General features: G+C 68.7%; 13 protein-coding genes and 3 pseudogenes. 14 read left to right on the top strand and 2 right to left on the bottom strand.

Annotated features, from left to right (window positions below; translation table 11 throughout):
* The first annotated feature begins 100 nt into the window (after nucleotides 1-100).
* Both OG823_RS33725 and OG823_RS33730 read left to right on the top strand, forming a co-directional pair.
* A complete protein-coding gene (locus tag OG823_RS33725; RefSeq protein WP_371484170.1) occupies nucleotides 101-1,132 on the top strand; it encodes an aldo/keto reductase in 1,032 nt (343 codons plus the stop codon).
* A gap of 289 nt (nucleotides 1,133-1,421) precedes the next feature.
* Nucleotides 1,422-2,543 carry a Gfo/Idh/MocA family protein gene (locus OG823_RS33730; protein WP_371484171.1) on the top strand — a complete coding sequence of 374 codons (1,122 nt, stop codon included), beginning with the start codon at nucleotides 1,422-1,424 and terminating at the stop codon, nucleotides 2,541-2,543.
* Between the two features lie 513 nt (nucleotides 2,544-3,056).
* On the opposite strand, the gene OG823_RS33735 is transcribed toward OG823_RS33730, so the two are convergent.
* Nucleotides 3,057-3,461 carry a hypothetical protein gene (locus tag OG823_RS33735; protein ID WP_371484173.1) on the bottom strand — a complete coding sequence of 135 codons (405 nt, stop codon included), beginning with the start codon at nucleotides 3,459-3,461 and terminating at the stop codon, nucleotides 3,057-3,059.
* Nucleotides 3,462-4,180: 719 nt separating this feature from the next.
* On the opposite strand from OG823_RS33735, the gene OG823_RS33740 reads away from it, so the two are divergent.
* The 12 genes and pseudogenes from OG823_RS33740 to OG823_RS33795 all read left to right on the top strand — a co-directional run.
* Nucleotides 4,181-4,681 carry a BMP family ABC transporter substrate-binding protein gene (locus OG823_RS33740; protein ID WP_371484175.1) on the top strand — a complete coding sequence of 167 codons (501 nt, stop codon included), beginning with the start codon at nucleotides 4,181-4,183 and terminating at the stop codon, nucleotides 4,679-4,681.
* Nucleotides 4,682-4,848: 167 nt separating this feature from the next.
* Entirely contained in the window at nucleotides 4,849-5,520 is a 672-nt protein-coding gene (locus tag OG823_RS33745) for a hypothetical protein (protein ID WP_371484176.1), read from the top strand.
* A 923-nt stretch (nucleotides 5,521-6,443) separates the two neighbouring features.
* Nucleotides 6,444-10,361, top strand: a pseudogene (locus OG823_RS33750) (LamG-like jellyroll fold domain-containing protein); the annotation flags it as partial.
* Nucleotides 10,362-10,839: 478 nt separating this feature from the next.
* Nucleotides 10,840-11,409, top strand: a pseudogene (locus OG823_RS33755) (LamG domain-containing protein); the annotation flags it as partial.
* Between the two features lie 87 nt (nucleotides 11,410-11,496).
* Nucleotides 11,497-15,870 (top strand): RHS repeat-associated core domain-containing protein, encoded by a 4,374-nt coding sequence (locus OG823_RS33760; RefSeq protein ID WP_371484748.1) that lies wholly within the window; start codon nucleotides 11,497-11,499, stop codon nucleotides 15,868-15,870.
* An 8-nt stretch (nucleotides 15,871-15,878) separates the two neighbouring features.
* Nucleotides 15,879-16,217 carry a hypothetical protein gene (locus OG823_RS33765; protein WP_371484178.1) on the top strand — a complete coding sequence of 113 codons (339 nt, stop codon included), beginning with the start codon at nucleotides 15,879-15,881 and terminating at the stop codon, nucleotides 16,215-16,217.
* A gap of 392 nt (nucleotides 16,218-16,609) precedes the next feature.
* A complete protein-coding gene (locus tag OG823_RS33770) occupies nucleotides 16,610-16,897 on the top strand; it encodes a hypothetical protein (protein ID WP_371484749.1) in 288 nt (95 codons plus the stop codon).
* 791 nt (nucleotides 16,898-17,688) lie between these two features.
* A complete protein-coding gene (locus OG823_RS33775) occupies nucleotides 17,689-17,856 on the top strand; it encodes a hypothetical protein (protein ID WP_371484179.1) in 168 nt (55 codons plus the stop codon).
* Between the two features lie 118 nt (nucleotides 17,857-17,974).
* Nucleotides 17,975-18,211, top strand: coding sequence for a hypothetical protein (locus tag OG823_RS33780; RefSeq protein ID WP_371484180.1), 237 nt, complete (start codon nucleotides 17,975-17,977; stop codon nucleotides 18,209-18,211).
* A 234-nt stretch (nucleotides 18,212-18,445) separates the two neighbouring features.
* A complete protein-coding gene (locus OG823_RS33785; RefSeq protein ID WP_371484182.1) occupies nucleotides 18,446-19,315 on the top strand; it encodes an alpha/beta fold hydrolase in 870 nt (289 codons plus the stop codon).
* A gap of 56 nt (nucleotides 19,316-19,371) precedes the next feature.
* On the top strand, nucleotides 19,372-20,367 hold the full coding sequence (locus OG823_RS33790; RefSeq protein ID WP_371484183.1) for a GlxA family transcriptional regulator: 996 nt from the start codon (nucleotides 19,372-19,374) through the stop codon (nucleotides 20,365-20,367).
* 160 nt (nucleotides 20,368-20,527) lie between these two features.
* Nucleotides 20,528-20,943 (top strand): annotated as a pseudogene (locus OG823_RS33795) (IS6 family transposase); the annotation flags it as partial.
* Nucleotides 20,944-21,210: 267 nt separating this feature from the next.
* Here the strand turns inward: OG823_RS33795 and OG823_RS33800 are convergent.
* The gene (locus OG823_RS33800; RefSeq protein ID WP_371484185.1) at nucleotides 21,211-21,801 is read right to left on the bottom strand and encodes a hypothetical protein; all 591 of its coding nucleotides are present in this window, start codon (nucleotides 21,799-21,801) and stop codon (nucleotides 21,211-21,213) included.
* Between the last annotated feature and the right edge of the window lie 156 nt (nucleotides 21,802-21,957).

Here is a 21,957-nt window from a genome sequence, read left to right on the forward strand (position 1 = left end):
CTCGTTCCTAGTGTTGAGATGTCAACAGTAACAAGTGGCTGCCGCGTCGCCGGCCTTGTCGGCCGCGCCCACCTCTTCCACCCCACCCTGCGAAGGATCCATGCGAACCCGAACCCTTGGAACCGGTGGCCCACAGGTCGCTCCTCTCGCGCTGGGCTGCGCCGGTATGTCCGATCAGACCGCCCCCGCCGACGAGGCTGCCGCCATCGCCACGATCCACGCGGCTCTCGCCGGCGGCGTCACTCTCCTCGACACCGCCGACTTCTACGGCATGGGCCACAACGAGGACCTCATTCGCCGGGCACTGCGCGACGGCGATCGCGAAAAGGCGCTTTTGAGCGTGAAGTTCGGAGCTCTGCGCAGTCCTGACGGAGCCTTCGTCGGCATCGAGGGCCGTCCCGCCCACGTGAAGAACGCGCTCGCCTACTCGCTGCGTCGCCTCGGCACCGACCATGTCGACATCTACCGTCCCTCGCGCCTCGACCCCGACACCCCGATCGAGGACACGATCGGCGCCATATCCGAGCTGGCCCAGGCCGGATACGTACGCCACATCGGGCTGTCCGAAGTAGGGCCGCAGACCATCCGCCGCGCCCACGCGGTGCACCCGATCCGCGATGTACAGATCGAATACTCCTTGTTCAGCCGTGATCCCGAGACCAACGGAATCCTGGACACCTGCCGCGAGCTGGGGATCGGCGTCACCGCTTACGGGGTCCTCGCCCACGGCCTGCTCTCCGGCACGTACCAACAACCCGCCGGAGGCGACCCGCGCGCCCACTGGCTGCCCCGCTTTCACCCCGACAACCTCGCCACGAACCTCACCGTTGCCGACCGGCTGATGCCGCTCGCCGAGGCGCGCGGCATCAGCGTCGCTCAACTCGCCACTGCCTGGGTCATCGCCCAGAGCCGCGAGCGCGGCACCATCGTGGCCATTCTGGGCGCCCGCCGACCGCACCGCGTCGAGGAGGCCCTGGCCGCGGCCGACGTCACCCTGACCGACGCGGACCTTCGCGCGATCGACGAGGCCATCCCGACCGACGCGGTGGCCGGAACCCGGTACGCCGCACCCCTCATGGCTCTGCTGGACAGCGAGCGCGGCCCGACGCCATCTGAAAGTACGGGGAACTGACTGCCGACGGCGGGGAGACTTCGCGGCTTCCACCGTCACGGTCGTTCGTCGGCATGCTCGGTGAACCGAGCCACGAGTACGGCGACACCCACAGCATCACCGTGTCCTGCACGCCCATCGGCGGCAGCACCCGCTGACTCCGCACCTAGCGGGCGTCCTACGCCGGCGGCAGCACGACACATCGCCCTGCCTCGCGGGACGGGGCCCTCCGGTTGGTCACGCCCTTCTCCGATCCATTGCCACTGCGAGTGGCGTCGGTGTCATCTACACAAAGAACAGGCTGCGAATCATGAACACATCTGAGTCACTGCTTGCCGAGCTGGCCCGGTCCGAGAAGCCGATCGGAGTTGGGATCATCGGACTCGGAGCGCACGGGAGCTGGGCCGAGCGCTCGCACCTGCCTGCGCTGCGCGCCGTCCCGGGGTACGAGCTGAGGGCCCTGAGCACGAGTTCGAAACAGTCGGCGGAGCGCTCCGGACAGAAGCACGGTGTGTCCCGCACCTTCGGCACGGCGGCCGAACTGGCTGCCTGTGACGAGGTGGACCTCGTGGTCGTGGCGGTGAAGGTGCCGCACCACCGGGAACTGGTGCAGACGGCGCTGAGCGCCGGCAAGAGCGTGCTGTGCGAGTGGCCGCTGGGCAACGGGCTCGCGGAGGCCGAGGACATGGCGCAGCGAGCGCGCGGCCACGCTGCGCCGACCGTCGTCGGACTCCAGGCACGGTCGCACCCGGCCCTCGCCTACGCACGCCATCTCGTGACCGAGGGCTACCTGGGGGAAGTACTGTCCACGACGGTCGTTGGCTCCGGCGGTGCCTGGGGCGCCACCGTAGGCCCCGGCGACCACTACGTGCTCGACGCCGCCAACGGCGCGACACTGCTGACCATTCCCTTCAGCCATACCCTCGACGGACTCGCGTCCGTCCTGGGAGAGCCCGAGGAACTGCGGATCCAACTGGCCTCGCGACGTACGTCGGCCGTGGACACCGAGAGCGGACAGCCTGTGCCCATGACCGCCGCGGACCAGCTGGTGGCCTCGGGACGGCTGCCCGGCGGCGCGGTAGCCACCTTCCACTACCGCGGAGGCATGTCCCGAGGAACCAACTTCCGCTGGGAGATCAACGGTACCGAGGGCGACCTCGTCCTCACCGCCCCGATCGGCCATCCCCAGCTCAGCCCGCTCACCATCGAAGGCGGCCGCGGAACGTCCCCCGGACTCGCTCCCCTGACGGTGCCGGAATCGTACGTCCGCGTTCCGCACCTGGACCCACGCGCCGACGCGCCGGTCTACGCAGTTGCTCATGCCTACCAGCAGTTCCTGGACGACCTGCGCGAGGGCACGTCAGGCGTACCCGATTTCGCGCACGGCGCCGCCCGGCACCGCGGCATCGAATCCGCCATGACGACAGTCTGACCAGACGTACGGGTCTCGGCGAACATACCAACGGCCCGCCACACGAAGCCGAAGCAATGCGCAGGGGGCGGACTTGATCGAAGTCCGCCACCCAGAACCGCGAAACACGGCCCCAGGAGGCCGGTAGGGCTGCCCGGTCCCGGTCGGCGTCCTGGGCATCGCCGACCGGATCCGCCCGGACGCCGGCGCTACCGTCGCCGCCCCGAGGTGTACGTCGGCGTGGGCGAGGGCGGCAACGTGTCCTGCGAAGGGGCGTTGGCGCGCACCCGCGAACCGGGGGAGGAGTGGGGGAGCGGGGCGGGCGGCCCACCGGGCGACCCGAGATGTGAAGCCGAGGAGACGAGGGTGGCCACACAACCGAGAACCTGCAAGGTGTCGACGGTCAACCTCTCGGGGCTGGAGGTCGAGGTCGTAGCAGGTGGCTGGTCTGCGGATCTGCTGTGGCCGTGACCTCCGGTCAGGTGCCGGTTGTGTCGGCGCCGGACCGGAGGTGGGCCTGTGGGTGGTGCAGGGTCAGTGGTTCTTGCCGAGGCACAGGACGAAGCTGTCGCCGCCGGACTGCTCGACGTAGGCGGCCTCGACGCCTTCGACGGCGTCGCACTGCTTGTCGTCGGAGCCGGTGACGACCTTGAGGACCTTGAACTCGGCGGTGCCTTCGGTGCACTTGACGATGCTGACCTTGGGCTTGCTGTCGGTGCCGGCGTTGTGGACGCAGTCACCGGCCACTGCGAGGGAGGGGTCGTCCTGGACGAAGTAGCCGAAGACGACGATGCCGACGACGAGGGCGGCGACCACGCCGAGCACGCGCAGGAGGATCTTGGAGGTGCCGCGCTTCTTCGCGGGTGCGGGCTCGGGGGTGGGGAGGAACTCCGGCGGTGCGGGGTGGGTCGGGTTCTGGGGGGCCTGCGGGGTCGTCAACGTGGTTCCTTGATCGCTTTTCAATCGTTTCCGGGGACGGCCGAGAGTATGAGTCGGCGGGGCCCCTCAGAAGTCCGGGCGGCCGATAGTTGTCGTTTCGTGTTCGAAAACCGGCGCAAAACGGGGCAACGAACCGACATCCTCCGTATCGAAACCGGAGGTTGTCGCAGGTCAGGGGGCGGCCCTACGACCAGCGGCGCTCGCGTCTCGGTCTCCCGGCACGTGAAGGATCACCGATGAACCACAAGAGCGCCCAGCACTGCATGGCCGTGGCCGTGGCCGCGTTCGAGGCGGGAGAGCGGGTCGAAGTGGTCGAGGTCGTGCAGGTGGGCCGGGTGCCGGCCGGGCGTCAGTTGGCCGCCTCGGCCGGCCAAGGCGATCGCCGCCGCACTGCGCGGCGCTCCGGAGGTGTCCGAAGCCTGACCTCGGTTGCCCTCGCCTTCGGGCGCGGGCCACGGGGTCGGATGGGTTGCCCCGCCGCCGGAGGGGCGGTCGGCCCGGGCGACTCTCGAACGATGGTTTCACCCGTACGGCCGGGACCGCAGGGCGCCACCCTCGTCCCGCCGGTGTGAAGCTCTCCCTGCAGGGCTCTGATGTGGGGAGACCGGGCGGAACGGGGTGCCAGATCGACCCCCGCGGCGGAGGGCGTCCCCGGCGGCGGCCTATGCTCGCGGCTCCAGGGAGCCGGCGGGGTGTCGGTCCGGTCGTGAGGAGCTGGCATGAATCGTCGTCGGGTGTGGTGGGCTGCCGGGACCGGTGTGGTGGTGCCGGCCGCGGTGGCGGTTCTGGCGGTCGTGCTTCCCGGGCACGAGCCGGAGCGGTTGCCGGTGCGGGCGCGTGAGTACACCGACACGCGGGTGTGCCTGTTGACCGACGGGCAGGGGGTGAGTGGCGCGGCGGCGGCGCCGGTGTGGGCGGGGATGCAGGACGCGTCGGCCGTGACGCACGCCCAGGTGGCCTCGCTCCCCGTGCTCGGGCCCGCGACGGTGGCGAACGCGCAGCCGTATGTGAACACCCTGGTGCAGCAGAAGTGCACGACGGTGCTGGCCGGCGACGAGGTTCAGGGGCAGGCGCTGCGTGCGGTGGCCGCGGCCAATCCGAAGGTCCGGTTCGTCGTGGTCGGGCAGGGCTCCGCGGCGGCGAATCTGACGGTGGTGCAGCCGTCCTCAGACGTCCGCAGCGCGGTGGCGAAGATCGTGGGGGATGCGGGCAAGGACTGACCAAGTCGGGCAAGTCGCCTTTACGTATACCTTATCCATGCAGGTCGCAGCTGATTTTGCAAACCCTTCACAACTGCAGGTAAAGACTCCGCCTCACCCCTTGTCGACTTGTCAGTAACCCGATGAGATGCGCGGGTCCTCCCGCTGATCTTGAGTGGGGTTGCGTCATGCCCGCTCGTCCTGCTCGCCCCTCCCGCCGCCGGCGTGCACTTCGCCGACGCCTCACCAGGGCGCTGGCGCTGCTCACGGTCACGGTCCTGGCGCTGTTCCTGACGACCGAGCAGGCGATGGCGCAGGGCGCCACCCTGCCGCCGCTCTCCCTCGCGCCGCTTCGGGAGTTCGTGGCGTGGGCCGCCGGCGACGCCCCGTCGTGGGGCGATGTTCCGAAGCAGTCGTCGGGGTCGGCGGCCGGTCGGGGCCACGTCGTCCCGGCGGACCGGACCCGCGCCGGTGGCGGCGCGGGCGGCAAGGCGGGCAAGGGCAAGGGCGAACTGGCCGAGGCCAAGCCCGTCGTACCCGCGGCCAAGCCCGGTCCCAGCGGCGGTACGAAGGGCTTCGACGCGACGACGAGCAAGCGCAACGCGGCGAAGTCGAACGCGACCACCGACTACTTCGACAACGCCGACGGCTCGTTCAGCCGAAAGGTCTCCCAGGGGAGGACCAACTTCCAGGATCCTGCGGGAGCCTGGCAGAAGATCGACACCACGGTCGGCAAGGGCGGCGACGGGCGTTGGCACGAGAGCGCCAACAACCTCACCGTCGACTTCGCAGCCCAGGCCTCCGACGGGGCGCTGGCCTCCTTCGGGTCGACGCTGCGCACCAGCTCTCCTACGCGCTGAAGGGCGCTTCACCCGTTCAGGGCACGACCTCGGGCTCGACGGTGACGTACGCGTCGGTCCTGCCCGAGACGGACCTGACGGTGGCGCCGATCACCTCCGGGGTGAAGGAGTCGGTGGTTCTGCACTCGGCGAGTGCCGGCAACTCGTGGGTGTTCCCACTCGACCTCAAGGGGCTGACCGCCAAGCTCAACGCCTCGGGCGGCGTGGACCTGCTGGACGAGACCGGGAAGGCGGCCGAAACCATCCCGCCGGCCTACGCCTTCGATTCCAAGATCGCACCGGTGTCGGGCGAGCGCGGCACCACTCACGCGGTCACGTACGAACTGGTCGTCGACGCGGGCAAGCCCGCCCTGAAGATGACCCTGGACGCCGGGTGGCTGCACGACAACGCCCGGGTCTTCCCCGTCACGGTCGACCCGTCGATCTGGGACCGTGTCAACACCACCTACGCCGAGTCCGGCTCGGACATCCCGCAGGTCGACCATTCGATGGAGCAGACCCTCAAGGTCGGTTCCTACGACTCCGGGACACACTCCGCCAACGCCTTCGAGCAGGACTGGTACCACACCTTCGACGGCTCCGGCGTCACTCTGGTCTCCGCCAACCTGCACCTGTACGACATCTGGGCCTCGACCTGCACCCCCGAGGCCTTCTCCGTCTCCCAGGTGACGCAGCCGTGGACGCCCAGCACCATCACCAACTACCCCGGGCCCGGGATCTACGGCACCCCCGTCGGCACCCTCACTCCGAGCGTCCCGCACGCCTGCACCAACAACTCTGGCAGTTCCACTGGCGGTGACTGGGTGGTGGTGCCGCTGAACAAGGCCATGATCCAGGCCGTGGCCGACGGATCGAGCCCCGACTTCGGTCTGGCCATCACCGCGCCGACCAATGACGGGCTGCACTGGAAGCAGTTCGGTTCGATGGCCAACCCGAATGTCGAGCCGTACATCGTCTACGACTACACCGGCAATGTGGCTCCCCAGGTGGAGGCGACCTTCCCGCAGAACGGCGGGGCCACCGACACGCTGACGCCCGAGCTGCAGGCCTTCGCCGACGACGCCCAGGTCTCCAGCAGCTCCCTGAAGTACGACTTCCAGGTCTACGACAGTGCCAACACCCAGGTCGTGGACTCGGGCCTGGTTGCCGGCGGAGACTGGAGCGTGCCGGCCGGAAAGCTGCAGTGGGGGCAGACCTACTACTGGACGGTGCAGGCCCACAACGGGACGCAGTACTCACCCGCCGCGCCGTACTCCGCGCTCAGTGTGCAGGTGCCGCAGCCGTCGATCACCTCCTCGCTGTCGCAGAACGGCGACGCCCGCGGGTTCGACCCGGCGACCGGCAACTTCACCAAGTCGGTCACCGACGCGCAGGTCAGCGGGGCGGGCCCTGCCCTGGAGGTGGTCCGCGACTACAATTCCCGCGACTTCCGCACCACCGGGTCCTTCGGTACCGGCTGGTCGAGTGTCCTGGACGCCCGTGCCACCGAACGCAAGGACGCCTCCGGGAACCTGACCGGCGTCATCGTCACCTACCCGGACGGCTCCCAGGTCGGCTTCGGCCGTAACACCGACGGTACGTTCTCCCCGCCGTCGGGTCGCTTCGCCACCCTGCGCACCGTCAGCGGCGGCTACACGCTGACGGACAAGAACGCCACCACCTACACCTTCACCCAGGCATTGGCGGCCGGTGCGTACGGCATCTACACGATCTCGGACGCCAACGCGCGGACCATCTACTTCTACTGGACCGCAGGGCAGGTCACCGGTATCGCTTCGGCGGTCTCCAACCGCTCGCTGCACTTCGACTGGTCCACCCCGCCGGGCGCCGCCAACGCCCACGTGGTGCACGCCTACACCGACCCGGTGCAGGGCAGCGACTGGAGCACCGCGCTGAACTGGAACTACACCTACACCGGTGACCAGTTGGCGAAGGTCTGCTCACCCGCCGACACCACCACCTGCAGCCAGTACAGCTACACCGCCGGCTCGCAGTTCCAGACGCAGGTGCTGGACGCCGGGGCGTCCTCGCTGTGGCCCTTCTCCGAGGCAGCCGGTGCGAGCACCGCGGCGAGCGCGGTGAACACCAACGAGGGAGCCGACAAGGCAACCTACAGCAACGTGACGCTCGGGCAGGCGGGCCCGCTGGCCGCGAGCACCGCCACCGCTGCGGCCTTCAACGGCACCTCCTCGTACGTGGAGATACCCAAGAGCCTGGCCAGCAGCGCGGGCCAGTACACCGTGTCGATGTGGTTCAAAACCACCGCGACCGTTCCCGGCGTCCTGTTCTCCTACTCCACCCTGCCGCTGAGCAGCGGGACCAGCGCCTCCCAGTACACACCGTCGATCTACCTGGACGCACACGGCCGGATCAACGCGGAGTTCTGGAATACGAGCGGGGTCGCGCCGATCGTGTCGGGAGCGGTCAACGACGGCAACTGGCATCAGGTGGTGCTCGCCGGCGCCGGCTCCACCCAGAGCCTGTACCTCGACGGCAGCTCGGTCGGCTCCCGCAGCGGCATGATCTCCCGTAGCGGCGGCTACACCAGCGCCCTGCAGGGTCACACCTACATCGGCGCCGGCTTCCTCGGTGGTGTATGGCCGGACCAGCCGCACTACTCCAGCACCGTCAACACCGGTTACGCGACCTACTTCAACGGCACCATCGCCCAGGCCGCAGCGTTCCCCAAGGGGCTCACGGCCTCCCAGGTACTTGCGCAGTACACCGCCGGCAAGCAGGCGGGCAGCCTCCTGACCGGTATCACCCGCCCCTCGGGCAAGCAGTTCGCCACCGTCGCCTACGACACGAACGCGGCCCAGGTGACCCAGGTCACCGATGAGAACGGCGGCGTCTGGCAGATCGGCAAGCCGCAGGTCACCGGCTCGAGTCAGGTTTACCGCTCCGCTGTGATGGGTGCGGCGCCGGCCGGCTACTGGCGCCTCGGCGACACAGCCGGCGCGGCCACGGCCTACGACGAGGTCAAGTACGGCCTCGGCAGCTACAACACCGTGACGCTCGGCTCCGCCGGACCGTTCTCCGACACCACCGCGGCGAAATTCAACGGCACCTCGTCCTTCGTCCAGCTAGCGCCGACGGACACCGTCGGCACCGGGCCGAACTCGGTGGAGATGTGGTTCGACATGCCCGCGGGCAACACGGCCGGCGGTGTCCTGTTCGACTACGCGGGATCCTCGCTGACCGGCGGCTCCCCGCGCGGCTCCAGCTGGGTGCCCGCCCTGTACGTCGGCACCGACGGCAAACTCCACGGAAAGTTCTGGGACCAGTACACGACCGCCTGGCAGATCGTCACACCCAAGACCGTCAACGACGGCAAGTGGCACCACGTGGTGCTGGCAGCCTCCGCGACGTCGCAGTCGATGTACCTGGACGGAGCCCTGACCGGCACCACGCTGGGCACCCGCACCGCCTCGCAGTCCGACTACGTCTACATCGGCGCGGGGGAGAGCTCCAGCTGGCCCAACGCCCCGTCCAACGAACTCGGCTACTTCCCTGGAGCCATCGCCGATGTGTCCTTCTACCGCTCCGAGCTGACCGCCGCCGACGCCGGGGCGCACTTCCAGGCCGCCCAGAACTCCACCGGCCTCACCCCGCTGGAGACGGTGCAGGTCACCGAACCCAGCGGCAAGACCCTCATCCACCAGTACGACCCCACTTCGGGCGGCCGCAAGGTCGCCGAGGTCGACGGCGAAGGCAACAAGACCACCTACGGCTACGACACCGGCGGGTTCCTTCACACGACCACGGACGCCAACGGTGACGTGACGGTGACCGGCCACGACGTGCGCGGTAACACCGTCTCCACCACGACCTGCCAGAACCAGGCCGCCGGCACCTGCTCCACCAAGTACTACACGTACTGGCCCGACGACACCACGGCGAAGTTGACAACCGCCGACCCGCGCAACGACGTCCTGCTGACCGTCCGCGACGCCCGCTCCACCTCGGCGACGGACAACACCTACCTGACGACGTACGGCTACGACGCGGCCGGCAACCGCATTAGCACCACCGGACCGCCTGTCGCCGGTTTCCCGGCCGGCCGGACCACCGGCACCACCTTCAGTGACGGCAGCACCACCTACCTCGCCGCCGACACCAGCATCGTGCCGGCCGGCCTGCCGGTGAGGACCACCTCGCCGGGCGGAGCAGCCAACACCGTCGCCTACCTGCACAACGGCGATGTGGCCTCCACCACGGACGTGGCGGGCCTCAAGACCACCTACACCTATGACGGCCAGGGCCGCGCACTCAGCAAGACCGTCATTTCGGACACCTACCCGGCCGGCCTCACGACCACCTTCAGCTACGACCGGATGAGCCAGGTCGTTCAGGAGACCAACCCGCCGATCACCGACCGCGTCACGGGCGCGGTACACACCTCCGTGGCCAGCACCGTCTTCGACGCCGACGGCAACGTCACCTCCCAGACGGTCGCCGACACCACCGGCGGCGACGCCCCGCGTACCCAGAGCACCACCTACAACCAGTACGACCAGGTCGCCAGCCGCACCGACGCCAACGGCAACGCCGGGGCGAGCAACGGTGCCGTCACCCGCTTCACCTACGACAGCAGTGGCAATCCGCTCCAGGAGACCAACCCGGCCGGCGTCGTGACCGCCTACGCGTACGACACCAGCGGCAAGCTGCTGACCCAGAGCGTGCTGAACTACACCGGCGACCCGACCAACCCCACCGCGCCGACCACCCTCGTGGAGTCATCCCGCGCCTACGACCCGGCCGGCCGCCTGGCCTCGGTCACCGACGCGATGGGCAACTCCACCGCCTACACCTACACCGACGACGGCCTCACCGCGACCGTCACCAAGACGGACTCCACCGGCTCGAACCACTTCGTCCTGCAGTCCAACCTGTACGACGCGGCCGGCAACCTCACCCAGCGCACCTCGGCCAACGGTGCCACCGTGACGCAGTACCAGGTGGACGCCGCCTCCCGCACCACCGCCACCACGGTCGACCCCCGCCGGTGTCAACCGCACCACCAGCATCGCGTACACCCCCGACGACCTCGTCGCCACCAGCAACGAGCACGACGGCAGTGGCTACGACCGCACCACCTCGGCGACCTACGACAGCGGCGGCCGGCCCGTGACCCAGACGCTGTACGGGGACGCCTCCGGTCATCCCAGTGCCTGGTGGCAGCTGGACCAGACATCCGGCTCCACCGTCACCGATACCTCCGGCACCGGCAACACCGCCTCCGCGACGGGCACGGTGACCTGGTCCGACAGCGCGGCCAACTTCAACGGCAACAGCTGGCTGTCCACCAACGGACCTGTGGTGAACACGGCCTCCTCCTACACCGTCTCCGCCTGGGCCAACCTCGCCGACACCTCCACCGACCACACGCTCGTGGCCCAGGGCGGCACCAACACCGAGGCGTTCTTCCTGCAGTACTCCAAGGCGTTCAACAGCTGGGCCTTCGTCGCGCCGAGCGCGGACGCCACCTCGGGAGTGACCTACGCATCGGCCGCCGCCACCGCCCCGGCCAGCGCCGGCACCTGGACCCACCTGGTCGGCGTCTACGACGGCTCCGACGGATCCATGACGCTCTACGTCAACGGTCAGCAGGCCGGCACCGCCACGAACTCCAGCCCGTGGAACGCCACCGGCCCGCTGAGCCTCGGCAACGCCACCCTCACCGGCGGGGGCCGCCTCTGGGGGACCACCCACACCGGGGCGATAGGCAATGTGCAGGTCTACCAGCGGGCCCTGAACCCCACCGAGGCCACGGCCCTCTACTCCGCCGGCCGAACCGGCGGCACGGCCGGCTCCTCGAACCAGCAGACCAGCAGCTACACCTACGACCAGCGCGGACTGGCCACCTCCCGGACCGACGCCAACGGCAACACCACCAACTACCTCTACGACGAGGCCGGAAACCGCACCATCAGCTCCGCCCCGACCGTCGCGGTGGAGAGCTCCGGCGGCACCGCCGTGCCGACCCACCCGACGACGACCAGCGGCTTCAACACCTTCGGCGAGGAGACCGAGGAACTCGACCCGAACGGCAACGAGGTCATCCACACCTACGACGCCAACGGCGAGGAGACCTCCACCACCGACCCCTCCTACACCCCACCCGGCTCCAGCACCCCGATCACCGCCACCACCACACAGACCTACGACGCCCTCGGCGACGTCATCACCGCCACCCGCCCCGACGGCAAAGCCGGCAGTTACCTCTTCGACCAGCGCGGGCACCTGGCCCAGGAAACAACACCGGACGGCAGGAAGAGCCACTACAGCTACGACGCGAACGGCGAGAAGGTCGCCGTCACCGACGCCTCCGGTGCCACCCGCCAGGCCACCTACGACTTCCTCGGCCGGCAGCTCACCTCCACCACCCTGGAGCGGTACCCCACCGCGCAGACCCTCACCAGCACCTCCTCGTACGCGGTCACCACCGGAAACCCCTACGGCGCCTTCCTCTCCTCCCAGACCTCCGCCGAGGGACGCACCAGCACCTCCGCCTACAACCGCGTCGGGGACGTCACCTCCACCACCGACCCGGCCGGCAACACCACCAGCTTCACCTACGACTTCCTGGGCAACCCTCAGAAGACCACCGCCCCTGACGGCACCTCGACCAAGGTCACCTACAACGCGCAGGGCCTGCCTCTGTCCAGCACGCCCTACACCAAGGGACCCTTCCCCTTTCCCCTGGCCCAGACGTCACAGACATACGACGGCGTCGGCAACGTGCTCTCGACCACCGACGCGCGCGGCAGCACCTCCACCTTCACCTACGACGCCACCGGCATGGTGACCAACGAGGTCCAACCCGTCTCGGCGACCGCCTCCATCACCACCTCCTTCGGCTACGACGCCACCGGGCATCGCACCCGCTTCACCGACGGCCGCGGCAACTTCTGGAAGTACACCTACAACTCCTGGGGCAAGCAGGAGAGCATCGTCGCCCCGGCCACCAGCACCTACGGCTCTGCCACCGACCGCACCACGACCTACCTCTACGACCAGCTCGGGCAGCTCACCCAGGTGAACCAGCCCGGCGGCGTCGTGAACACCGTGGCGTACGACACGTCGGGCAACCTCGCCTCACAGTCGGGCAGCGGGGCCGAGGTCGCCACCGCCACCCGCACCTTCACCTACGACCCGCTCGGCCAGGTCCTCACCGCCCAGACCCAGGCGGCAGGCACCACCGGCCAGAGCGGCTACCAGAGCGCGACCAGCGAAAACTTCGGCTACGACGACCGCGGCGACCTCCTCACCGCCACCGGATCCGCCGGATCCAGCTCCTTCGGCTACGGCAAGGACGGCCTGCTCACCTCCCGCACCGACGCCGCCGGCACCACCTCCTACACCTACGACAACGCCGGCCGCCTCGCCACCCTCGCCGATCCCGCCACCGGCAACACCCTCACCTACACCTACAACACGCTCTCCCAGCCCGCCACGATCAACTACGGCGCGAGCGGGCAGAACAGAGCCTTCACCTACGACAACCGACACCGCCTGGCAACCGACACACTCACCGCCGGCTCCTCCACCCTCGCATCACTCAGCTACGGCTACGACACCAACGGCAACCTCACCTCCAAGACCACCACCGGCGTCACCGGAGCGGCCGCCAACACCTACACCTACGACCTCGCCAACCGCCTCACCTCGTGGAACAACGGGAGCACCAACACCGCGTACTCCTACGACGCGTCCGGCAACCGCATCCAGGTCGGCTCCAACGTCTACACCTACGACGAACGCGACCAGCTGACCTCCGACGGCCAGCACACCTACCGCTACTCCGCCCGCGGCACCATGACCGAGGACCGCATCGGCGGCGCGCCGTCCGTCTACGCCTCCGACGCCTACGGCCAGCAGATCCTCGCCGGCCAGGAAACGTACAACCTCGACGCCTCCGGCCGGATGATCACCGCGAACAACCAGGTCACCGGAACCCGCACCTTCCAGTACACCGGTGGCTCCAACCAGCTCGCCTCCGACGGCTCCTACACCTACACCTGGGATCCCGGCTCCAAACTGATCGGCACCAACACCACCGGCGGCTCCACCGCCACCGCCCGCTCCGTGATGACCGACCAGCACGACGACATCATCGGCCAGTTCGCCACCGGCTCCGCCGCCCTCACCGGCTCCCAGACCTACGACCCGCTCGGCAACCGCACCGCGACCGCCGGAGTGATCGGAGACCTCGGCTTCCAGTCCGGCTGGACCGACGGGGCCACCAGCAAGGTCAACATGGGCTCCCGCTGGTACAACCCCGGCAACGGACAGTTCCTCAACAAGGACACCGTCTCCCTCAACCCCGTCCCCACCTCCGTCTCCGCCAACCCCTTCGCCTACGTCAACGACAACCCCCTGGCAGGAACCGACCCCACCGGCCACTGCTCCTGGTACGACGTGGTCTGCGGCGTCTCGCACGCGGCCGCCGCCGTCTCCTCCTCCGTCTCCTCCGCCTGGGACAGCGCCACCTCCTACGTCAGCGAAGCCGCGGAGTGGGCCGAACAGCGCGCCGCCGAGGCCTACCGCTACGCCGCCCAGGTCGCCGCCCAGGTCGTCCAGGTCGTGCAACGCACCGTCGCCACCGTCGTCCAGACAGTCGTCGACGTCGGACGGCGCGTCTACAAGACGGCCAAACGCGTATACCGCAACTCCGTACGCACAGTCAGGCGCGTGGTCCGCGCCGCAGTCCACACCGTCCGCACGGCGTACCACGCAACGGTAAAGGCGGCGAAACACGTCGCGCATGTGGTCGGTCACGCAGTGGTGCACGCCGCGAAGGCCACCGGCCACGCGGTCGCCAAGGCCGCCGTCGCCACCGCCCAGTACGCCAAGCACCACGCTGCCGCGATCACGTCCTTCGTCGTCTCCACCGCCGTATTCATGGGCTGCGAGGCGCTGACGGCGGGCGTCGGGACGATCGGCTGCTCGGCACTCTCGGGCGCCGCCGGATCGCTGGTCGAGCAGGGCTTCAAGTGCGCGGAGGGCGGCGGCAAAGCCTGCTCCGCCGGTGCGTTCGGGGGAGCCGCCCTCTCCGGCGGCATCGCCGGCGCGGTCGGCGGCGGCCTCGGCGTCCTCGGCGGAAAGCTCCTCGGCAAGGTCGGCCCCAAGGCCATGGACGCCGTCGGCGGCCTCTTCGGCAAGGGCGCCACCGAGGCCGGCGAAACTGCCGCCTCCGACGCCACCGCCACTGCCGGCCGCAAGGTCGCGGGCGAGGAAGCCACCAGTACGGTCGACAACGCCGCCGCCAAGGGCTGCAAAACCGGGATACCGCACAGCTTCACCGCCAACACACCCGTCCTGATGGCCGACAGCACCACCAAGCCCATCGGCCAGATCAAGACCGGCGACGAGATCACCAACGCCGTCCCCGGCCAGGACGGCACCCAGACCCACACCGTCACCGACGTCATCGTCACCACCACCGACCACGACTTCGTCGACCTCACCATCGCCCCCATCGTTACCAGCCCGACCGCCACTACCGATGCCGAGGTCGCCGCGCAGCCCAAGACCGCCGGCCGCTGGACCAAGCCCCTCCTCGGCCTGGCGGCAGGTCTGGCAGCCCTCACCCTCTGGGCTGCCACCCCACCCCAGCAGGCCCAGGCAGCAGAAACGCCCCCAACCGCCTCTGTTGTCCAGACCCAGATCACATCAGGTGTCGAGACCCACGGCTCGGCCCTCACCACCACCTACCACCACCCCTTCTACGACCAGACCCAGCACGCCTTCGTCGACGCCCAGGACCTCAAGCCCGGCGATGTCCTCCAGACCCCTGACGGCACCGCCGCCGTTGCCACTGTGCGGCTGTACCACGCCGATGCCACGACTTATGACCTCACCATCGGCGACCTCCACACCTACTATGTCCAGGCGGGGGATACACCGGTCCTCGTCCACAACTGTGGCGAGTTGTCAGACGGCGTCCGAGAGCATGTGATCGACGGGGTCGTCAACTCGAAAAACAGATTTGCTGGGTGGCACCTACACCCAGATCAGACTGGCGGTGCCCCCGCAGGGAGATTCATCAAGGGTGACCTGATCGAAAATGCGGATGGCACGGCCTCTGTCAACGGAACAGTGGGTGCTGTTATGGAGAACGGGCAGACCGTCGAGAAGGTTGCGAGTGCTGGTCACACATTCTTCCCCGCAAGCTGGGACGCCGACAAGGTAATGAAGGCGGGCGCCTGGCTGTTTGAGAACGGCTCGAAGAAGCGCGGTGGAACCGTCGTGAGCGGGACATTTGACGGAGTGAAGATGACCGGCTTTCTTGAAAAGATCGGCGCGGGTGAATACACCCCATCCACTTTCTTCCCCGTCGGCAGATAGAAGCAATTATGGACCCGAAACTCTGGATGTTCGATCTCAATGATGAAATGTGGGTGATCCTACCGACCGCTGCACTACCTGAAGGTCTGACGTCTGCATTGGAGACGCTTGTCATTCCGTTCGGATCGAGATCATGGTCGGTGCGGAAATACCTTGAAGAATGGGCTTCCGCAATCGAGAACAGAAGGCCGGGATTTTCACTCGGAACCGCTTCGGCGGGCGTCGACCTACTGCCGAGTGGGGATGTGAATATCGTCGACATGTACGGCCAATTCGACGATGGCTCCATGGCCTTTGAGGATTTCAGGAAAATACTGGAGGGACTCGCCACCGCTATGGACGGATAGCTGCCGCGACGAGGTCATGGACCGTGTCAGCTTGTCGACGACGTTACGATCGAGGTAAATCCGTGAGTAAATTCGATAGCGGAGCGCGGAAACGTGTGACGTCAGATTGGGCCAGCGAGTTCAACGGATTCGACATCTGGCGCCCGCTGCGGCTTCTCCGTCGGATTGGTCCGGTCCTGTTGGTGAGCAGACATGTGAAGGATCGCTCGGAACTGGCCGCGCTCGTAGAGGATTTCGGCTGGACTTCGTGTGGGCCATGTGGTGGTCTCTGTGGCTGGCCGGCATGTGAGACTGAAACGCTCAATTGCGTACGACGGAGTCCGTTTCAGCAGACGCTCGCCAGCGAGCTGCGCCGAAGGAATGGAGAGAAGCCGAAGGCTTGGTATTTGCAGGTGACGCACCACCGCGACGTGCACAGTGAGCCGAATGAGTATCTTAGCGAAATAAGCGCTGATGGATACGAGTTCCGCAAAGTGGCGTACTATGACGATGGTCGCATAGAATGGGCCGACACGAATGGAGGCAGAGGCAAGCTCACGTTGAGAACTGAGAAGGTCCCTCCTTTTAGTATGCTTCGCGCGCACGAGGAATTTTACGTCGAGGAGGTCACCCTAGAGCTGTTCGAACAGCGATGGGCGGAGGCTATTGCAAATTCTCACCGGCCGTTCCTCTTGGGGTAGATAGGCGTCGCCTCGACCTCGTTTCTCACCGTCCTGCGGAGCGTGCGCCGGCCTCTTTGTTCACGGCGGTGGCCGGTTGATCATGTATCCGTGATGTCGCGTTGATCACTGCTCGGGGCCTCGTCCGGGCGGGCGCGTGCGTCGGCTGTCGCGCCGGTGGCGCCGGGTGCCGTGCCCGTTCCCCGCCCAGCCGCCGTCACCGTGGATCCGGGCGCCCGGCCCGCCGACCGATCGCCCCGGGGTGAAACAGCCACCGGGCAAGGTGCCGCCCGAACCGTCGAAGCCCTCGACGGGCGTTGTCCCCCAGGGAGAAACTCGGCCACCGCCCCTGCCCGGCCGGCCCCGCCCTCCCCTAGCCTTCACGGTCCCTCACCCCGACGACACCGAGCTGCAGCCCGAGGCGGTGCTGCGCGCCACCTCCGACCCGGTGCGCCGCTTCAGCCCACCCGACCGCAATCACTACCTCGCCTTGAAGTTCCCCCTTTGATCTGGACTGCTTCCTCCGGGACTCAACCGTCCCAGTATCAAGCTGTCCAGATCAAAGGGGGAACTTCACCACCCTCCTCGACGCCCTCCGCACCTGACCGACCGTCCCGCACCGCCGCTGAACCGCCCGCCGAGGAACACGACCGAAGGGGATCCACCATGGACGACGACGGGCACGACGAGCGGTTCCTGCTCGCGCTCTACCGGCACGCCGACGGCGGCGGGCTGATGACGCCGGCCAGCCAGGTGAGCGCCCCCTGCTGCGCCGCACTGCGGAGACCTTCCTGTGGGCGGGGTGCGGGGAGGTGCGACTGGACCTGGAGACCACCGCCCGGCTGTACGACTGCCTGGTGCGGTACGCCGCCGACCTCGACGCCTCCTTCGCCCACGCCGATGCGCACGGGCAGCCGGGCCCGGGGCCGGTGAAGGCCCGCGCGCGGGCGGACGACTCGCGCAGTACCTGGCAGAGGTGACCAGCGCCTACCTCGCTGCCGGGTAGCCCTCTCCGGTGCCGGCTGGCGGCTGACCACCCCCGCGCCGCCGTCCCGGGCCCGTACCGGCCGGGACGGACCCGCCTCCCGAAGGACGCGAGTGACCACCACCCACACCACCCGGCAGCCGCCGAAGATCTCCTGGTACGCGCAGTGGGAATGCAGCTGCGGCGACGGCGGGGACGAGCTGTTCGAGGACGGCACCATGGTCGACGCCGACCACGACTGCGACGATGAGCACGGCGGCGAGATCAGCTGGGAGGGCCGCGCCGAGTGCACCTGCGGCTGGTCCCTGGAGACCCAGTTCGACGACGGCGACTGCGCCACCGACCAGTAGTACCACCACCCACGGGGCGGACCGAGGCACGGGCCGCCCCGCCCCGAGTTCGTGAAGGAGAGACGCGCATGCGCGGCCCCGGAGCCTCCGGCGGTGCCGTTCCGGTCAGTCTCTGACCAAAACGGCCTGCTGTCTGACCGTCCCTGCCCTGTGCTCCCTGCAGTGGGCTGCGGGGTCTTGAATCGTTGTGCCGCGGGTGTCGCGGCGGTGGGTGGTCGGTGGAAGGTGTGGCACGTGACGGAGTTCGTGGCATTCGAGGGCGGGCACATCGCCTGCGACGTGGTCGGCGAGGGCCCGCTGGTGGTGCTTTCGCACGGCATGGGGACATGGCGCCAGGACTTCCGGCATCTGGTGCCCTTGCTGGTCGGCGCGGGGTACCGGGTGGTGAACGCGGACATGCGGGGGCACGGGGAGTCCAGTACCGGCTGGGCTTCGGTGACGGGGAAGCGTGCCATCAGCCGGGCCGACGTCGCCGGTGATCTGCTCGGGGTCATCCGGTACTTCGGCGGGCCCGCGACGATCGTCGGGCACTCCATGTCCGGCGGCGCCGCCACCATCGCCGCGGCTCTGGCCCCGGAACTGGTGACCGCGATCGTGGAGATCAACCCGTTCACCAGGGTCTCGAAGGTGGATGTGGGAGCGCTGCTCACCGTCCGGCGCTACCGCCGGGGCGGCTTTCGGCTGATCGGGACACAGCTGCTGAAGTCCCGTGGAATGTGGCGTAGTTACCTCGATGTCGCGTATCCCGGCAAGCCCGACGACTACGGACGGCAGATCGACGACCTCATGACGGCACTGCGGCGGCCCGGGCGGTGGGAGGAGTTCATGAAGACCGGCCGGACCACTCCGGCCGACGCCGAGGCGCGGTTGGCGGAGGTGGAGTGCCCGGCTCTGGTGATCATGGGCGCCCAGGACCCGGACTTCCCCGACCCGGTGGCTGAGGGCGAGGCGATCGTCGCGGCCATGCCCGCGGGGCTGGGGCGGGTCGCCGTGATCGAGGACGGCGGGCACTACCCGCACGCGCAGTCCAGCGGCAGGGTCGCCGAACTGGTCATCGGCTTCCTGCGGGAGCACGCCGGCGACGCCGGCGGGCGCACCGGGTGACCGGTGGCGGCCGTAGGTGGATTACAACGGCCCGTGCTCGCGGCGATGATGGTGGCATGGTCTCACCCCGCACCGTCGTTTTCGTGGTGTACGACGGTATTCAGCTGACTGAACTGGCCGGTCCGATGGACGTCTTCAACGCGGCGAACACCGTGTTGGGAAGCACGGCCTACCGGCTGGTGACGGCAGCTCCGCGGGCGGGGGCAGTCACCGCCGACGGCGGGTTGAGGATCCACGTCGAGCACTCGCTTCGGGAAGCCGCCCTCGGCGAACCGGACATCGACACGATGATCGTGATCGGCGGCTTCGGGGCCTTCGACCTGCCGACGTCGCAGGAGGTGGTCCGGGAGCTCCCTGTGCTCGCCGGGGTTTCGCAGCGCGTCGCCGCGGTGTGCTCCGGCTCGATGCTGCTGGCCGCGGCCGGGCTGCTCGACGGGTACCGCGCGACGACGCACTGGGGTGCGACCCGGCAGCTTGCCGAGCGCTACCCGCGGGTGCGGGTCGAACCGGACCGGATCTACGTGCACGACCGCAATCGGTGGACCTCGGCAGGAGTGACCGCCAGCATCGATCTCGCGCTGGCCCTCGTCGAGTACGACCATGGAGCCGAACTGGCGCAGTCCATCGCCCGCAGGTTCGTCGTCTTCACCCGAAGGCCCGGCGGCCAGACCCAGTTCAGCGCCCAGCTGCGCGCCCAGAACGCACGGACCCCGGCCATCCGGTCCGTCCAGGACTGGCTGCCCGACCACCTCGACCAGGACCTGAGCGTGGCTGCCCTGGCGTGCCGGGCGGGAATGAGCGAGCGGAACTTCGCCCGCGCCTTCCGAGCCGAAACCGGCAGCACCCCGGCAGACCTCGTCGAGAGCCTCCGCCTCGAAGCGGCCTGCCGCCTACTCGAGACGACAGTCCTGACCATCGGCGCCATCGCCAGGACGGTCGGGTACAGACACGGCGAGACCCTCCACCGCGTCTTCTCCCGCCGTCTGGCCACCACCCCGGACCGCTACCGCCGGAACTTCCCGATGTCCGCGCACCATGTGGCGGTCGAGTGAGCCGGTCGGCGCGCATCGTGATCCAGTAGTCCCCGGGGTGCTTCTCTCTCCAAGGGCACTGTCACGTTGGCTGATCGGCATGGAATGATCTTCGGGTTGATCATGCCCGGGAGGGTCTTGCCTTGGAGGCGCGTCGTCGTACAGGGGTCGCCGATAGCCGGTGGAGGTCATCTCGTACTGCGTGGGGCTGTACTTCAGGTTTCCGCTCAGCTTCCGCGCGGTGGAGGAGCTGATGCTCGAGCGCGGTGTGGTCCTCTCCTACGAGACGGTCCGCCGTTGGTGCCTGGGGTTCGGGCAGACCTACGCGAACGACCTGCGCCGCCGACGGCCCCGGACCGGCGACAAGCGGCACCTCGACGAGGTCTTCATCAAGGTCAACGGCGAGCAGAAATACCTGTGGCGCGCGGTCGACCAGAACGGCGAGGTCCTGGACATCCTGGTGACCGGCCGCCGCGACAAGGCCGCGGCCATCCGTTTCTTGCGCCGGCTCCTCAAGGAGAGACCGCGGTGCCGCCGGTGGTGGTCACCGACAGGCTCCGCTCCTACGCAGCCGCCCTTCGCGAGGCCCTGCCGGCTCCGGCAAGACCCTCATCGCCGCCTGCTGCCGCGTCGCCGTGAAGGGTTCGGCGCTGGCGTTCGTGCCCACGATCGAACTGCTGGAGCAGACCGCGGAGTCCTTGGTCGCCCGCCGCTCGCCGGGGCCCCGCACAGATCGTCGTTGTCGACCGTCGGCCCGGGTGTTGTCAGCCGCAGGAACGGGTTGCTGCTTCCCGACGTCGGCGCCGCGCAGAGAAGCGGTGCATTAGCGCTGCGACTGGGGGATCGTCCGTAGGCAACCTAGTGTCATTGTCCGGCGGCGCTTGCGACGAGGGCCGGGGACGGCATCCGAACTGCGTGTGCCGTTCGCCTCCGAAGGGGCGGGTCGGGCAGTGGTCGGTGGCTCAGGCAGGACGTAAGGAGGCACATCGTGGTGAGGGTAGCCGGTGGCGACATGGTGGCGGCAAGTGATCCCGGATGCGCGACATGCCACGGAACGAGGCGCTCGTCGGCCGGTGCACCGTGCGGGCCGTGCGGCGTGCGACTGCCGCTGAGGCTGATCAGGTGGCTCGACGTCGGCGAGGATGCGTGGCGGCAAGTGCGTCCGGCACGTCCCTGACAGCGCCACGGCCGTTTCCAGCGGTGTTGCGCCCCCGCGCGATGGTGGGCCGTTCCCGTGCGTCCTGCTGTCCCGAGCTGGATGAGGGGATTCACGTCGACCTGGGGCGAGGGTTGGGGCGTGAGGGCGAGAGGCCCCAGCAGCAGGGTGACCTGCTTGCCGTCCACGAGCAGTTGCAGGTCGGCGACGTCGGGGCGGGGGCCTTCCACGACCACCGTCACCCGGACACCGTCGTCGGTGCCCTCGACCGTCAGGTCTGTGATCTTCGCTTCGCTCATTGCCGTTCGGTCCTCGGTGGCGGCCAGCCCTCTCGATGGGGGACGGGCCGGGGCTGTGTTGGGACGTTTGGTCAACGATCCGCGCCCGCCACGGGCACGCCCGGCCCGACGGAGGCCAGGCCGGGCGTGGAGGTGCGGGCCAAGGTGGCCACCCGC

The organism is Kitasatospora sp. NBC_00315, from assembly GCF_041435095.1.
GTDB lineage: Bacteria > Actinomycetota > Actinomycetes > Streptomycetales > Streptomycetaceae > Kitasatospora.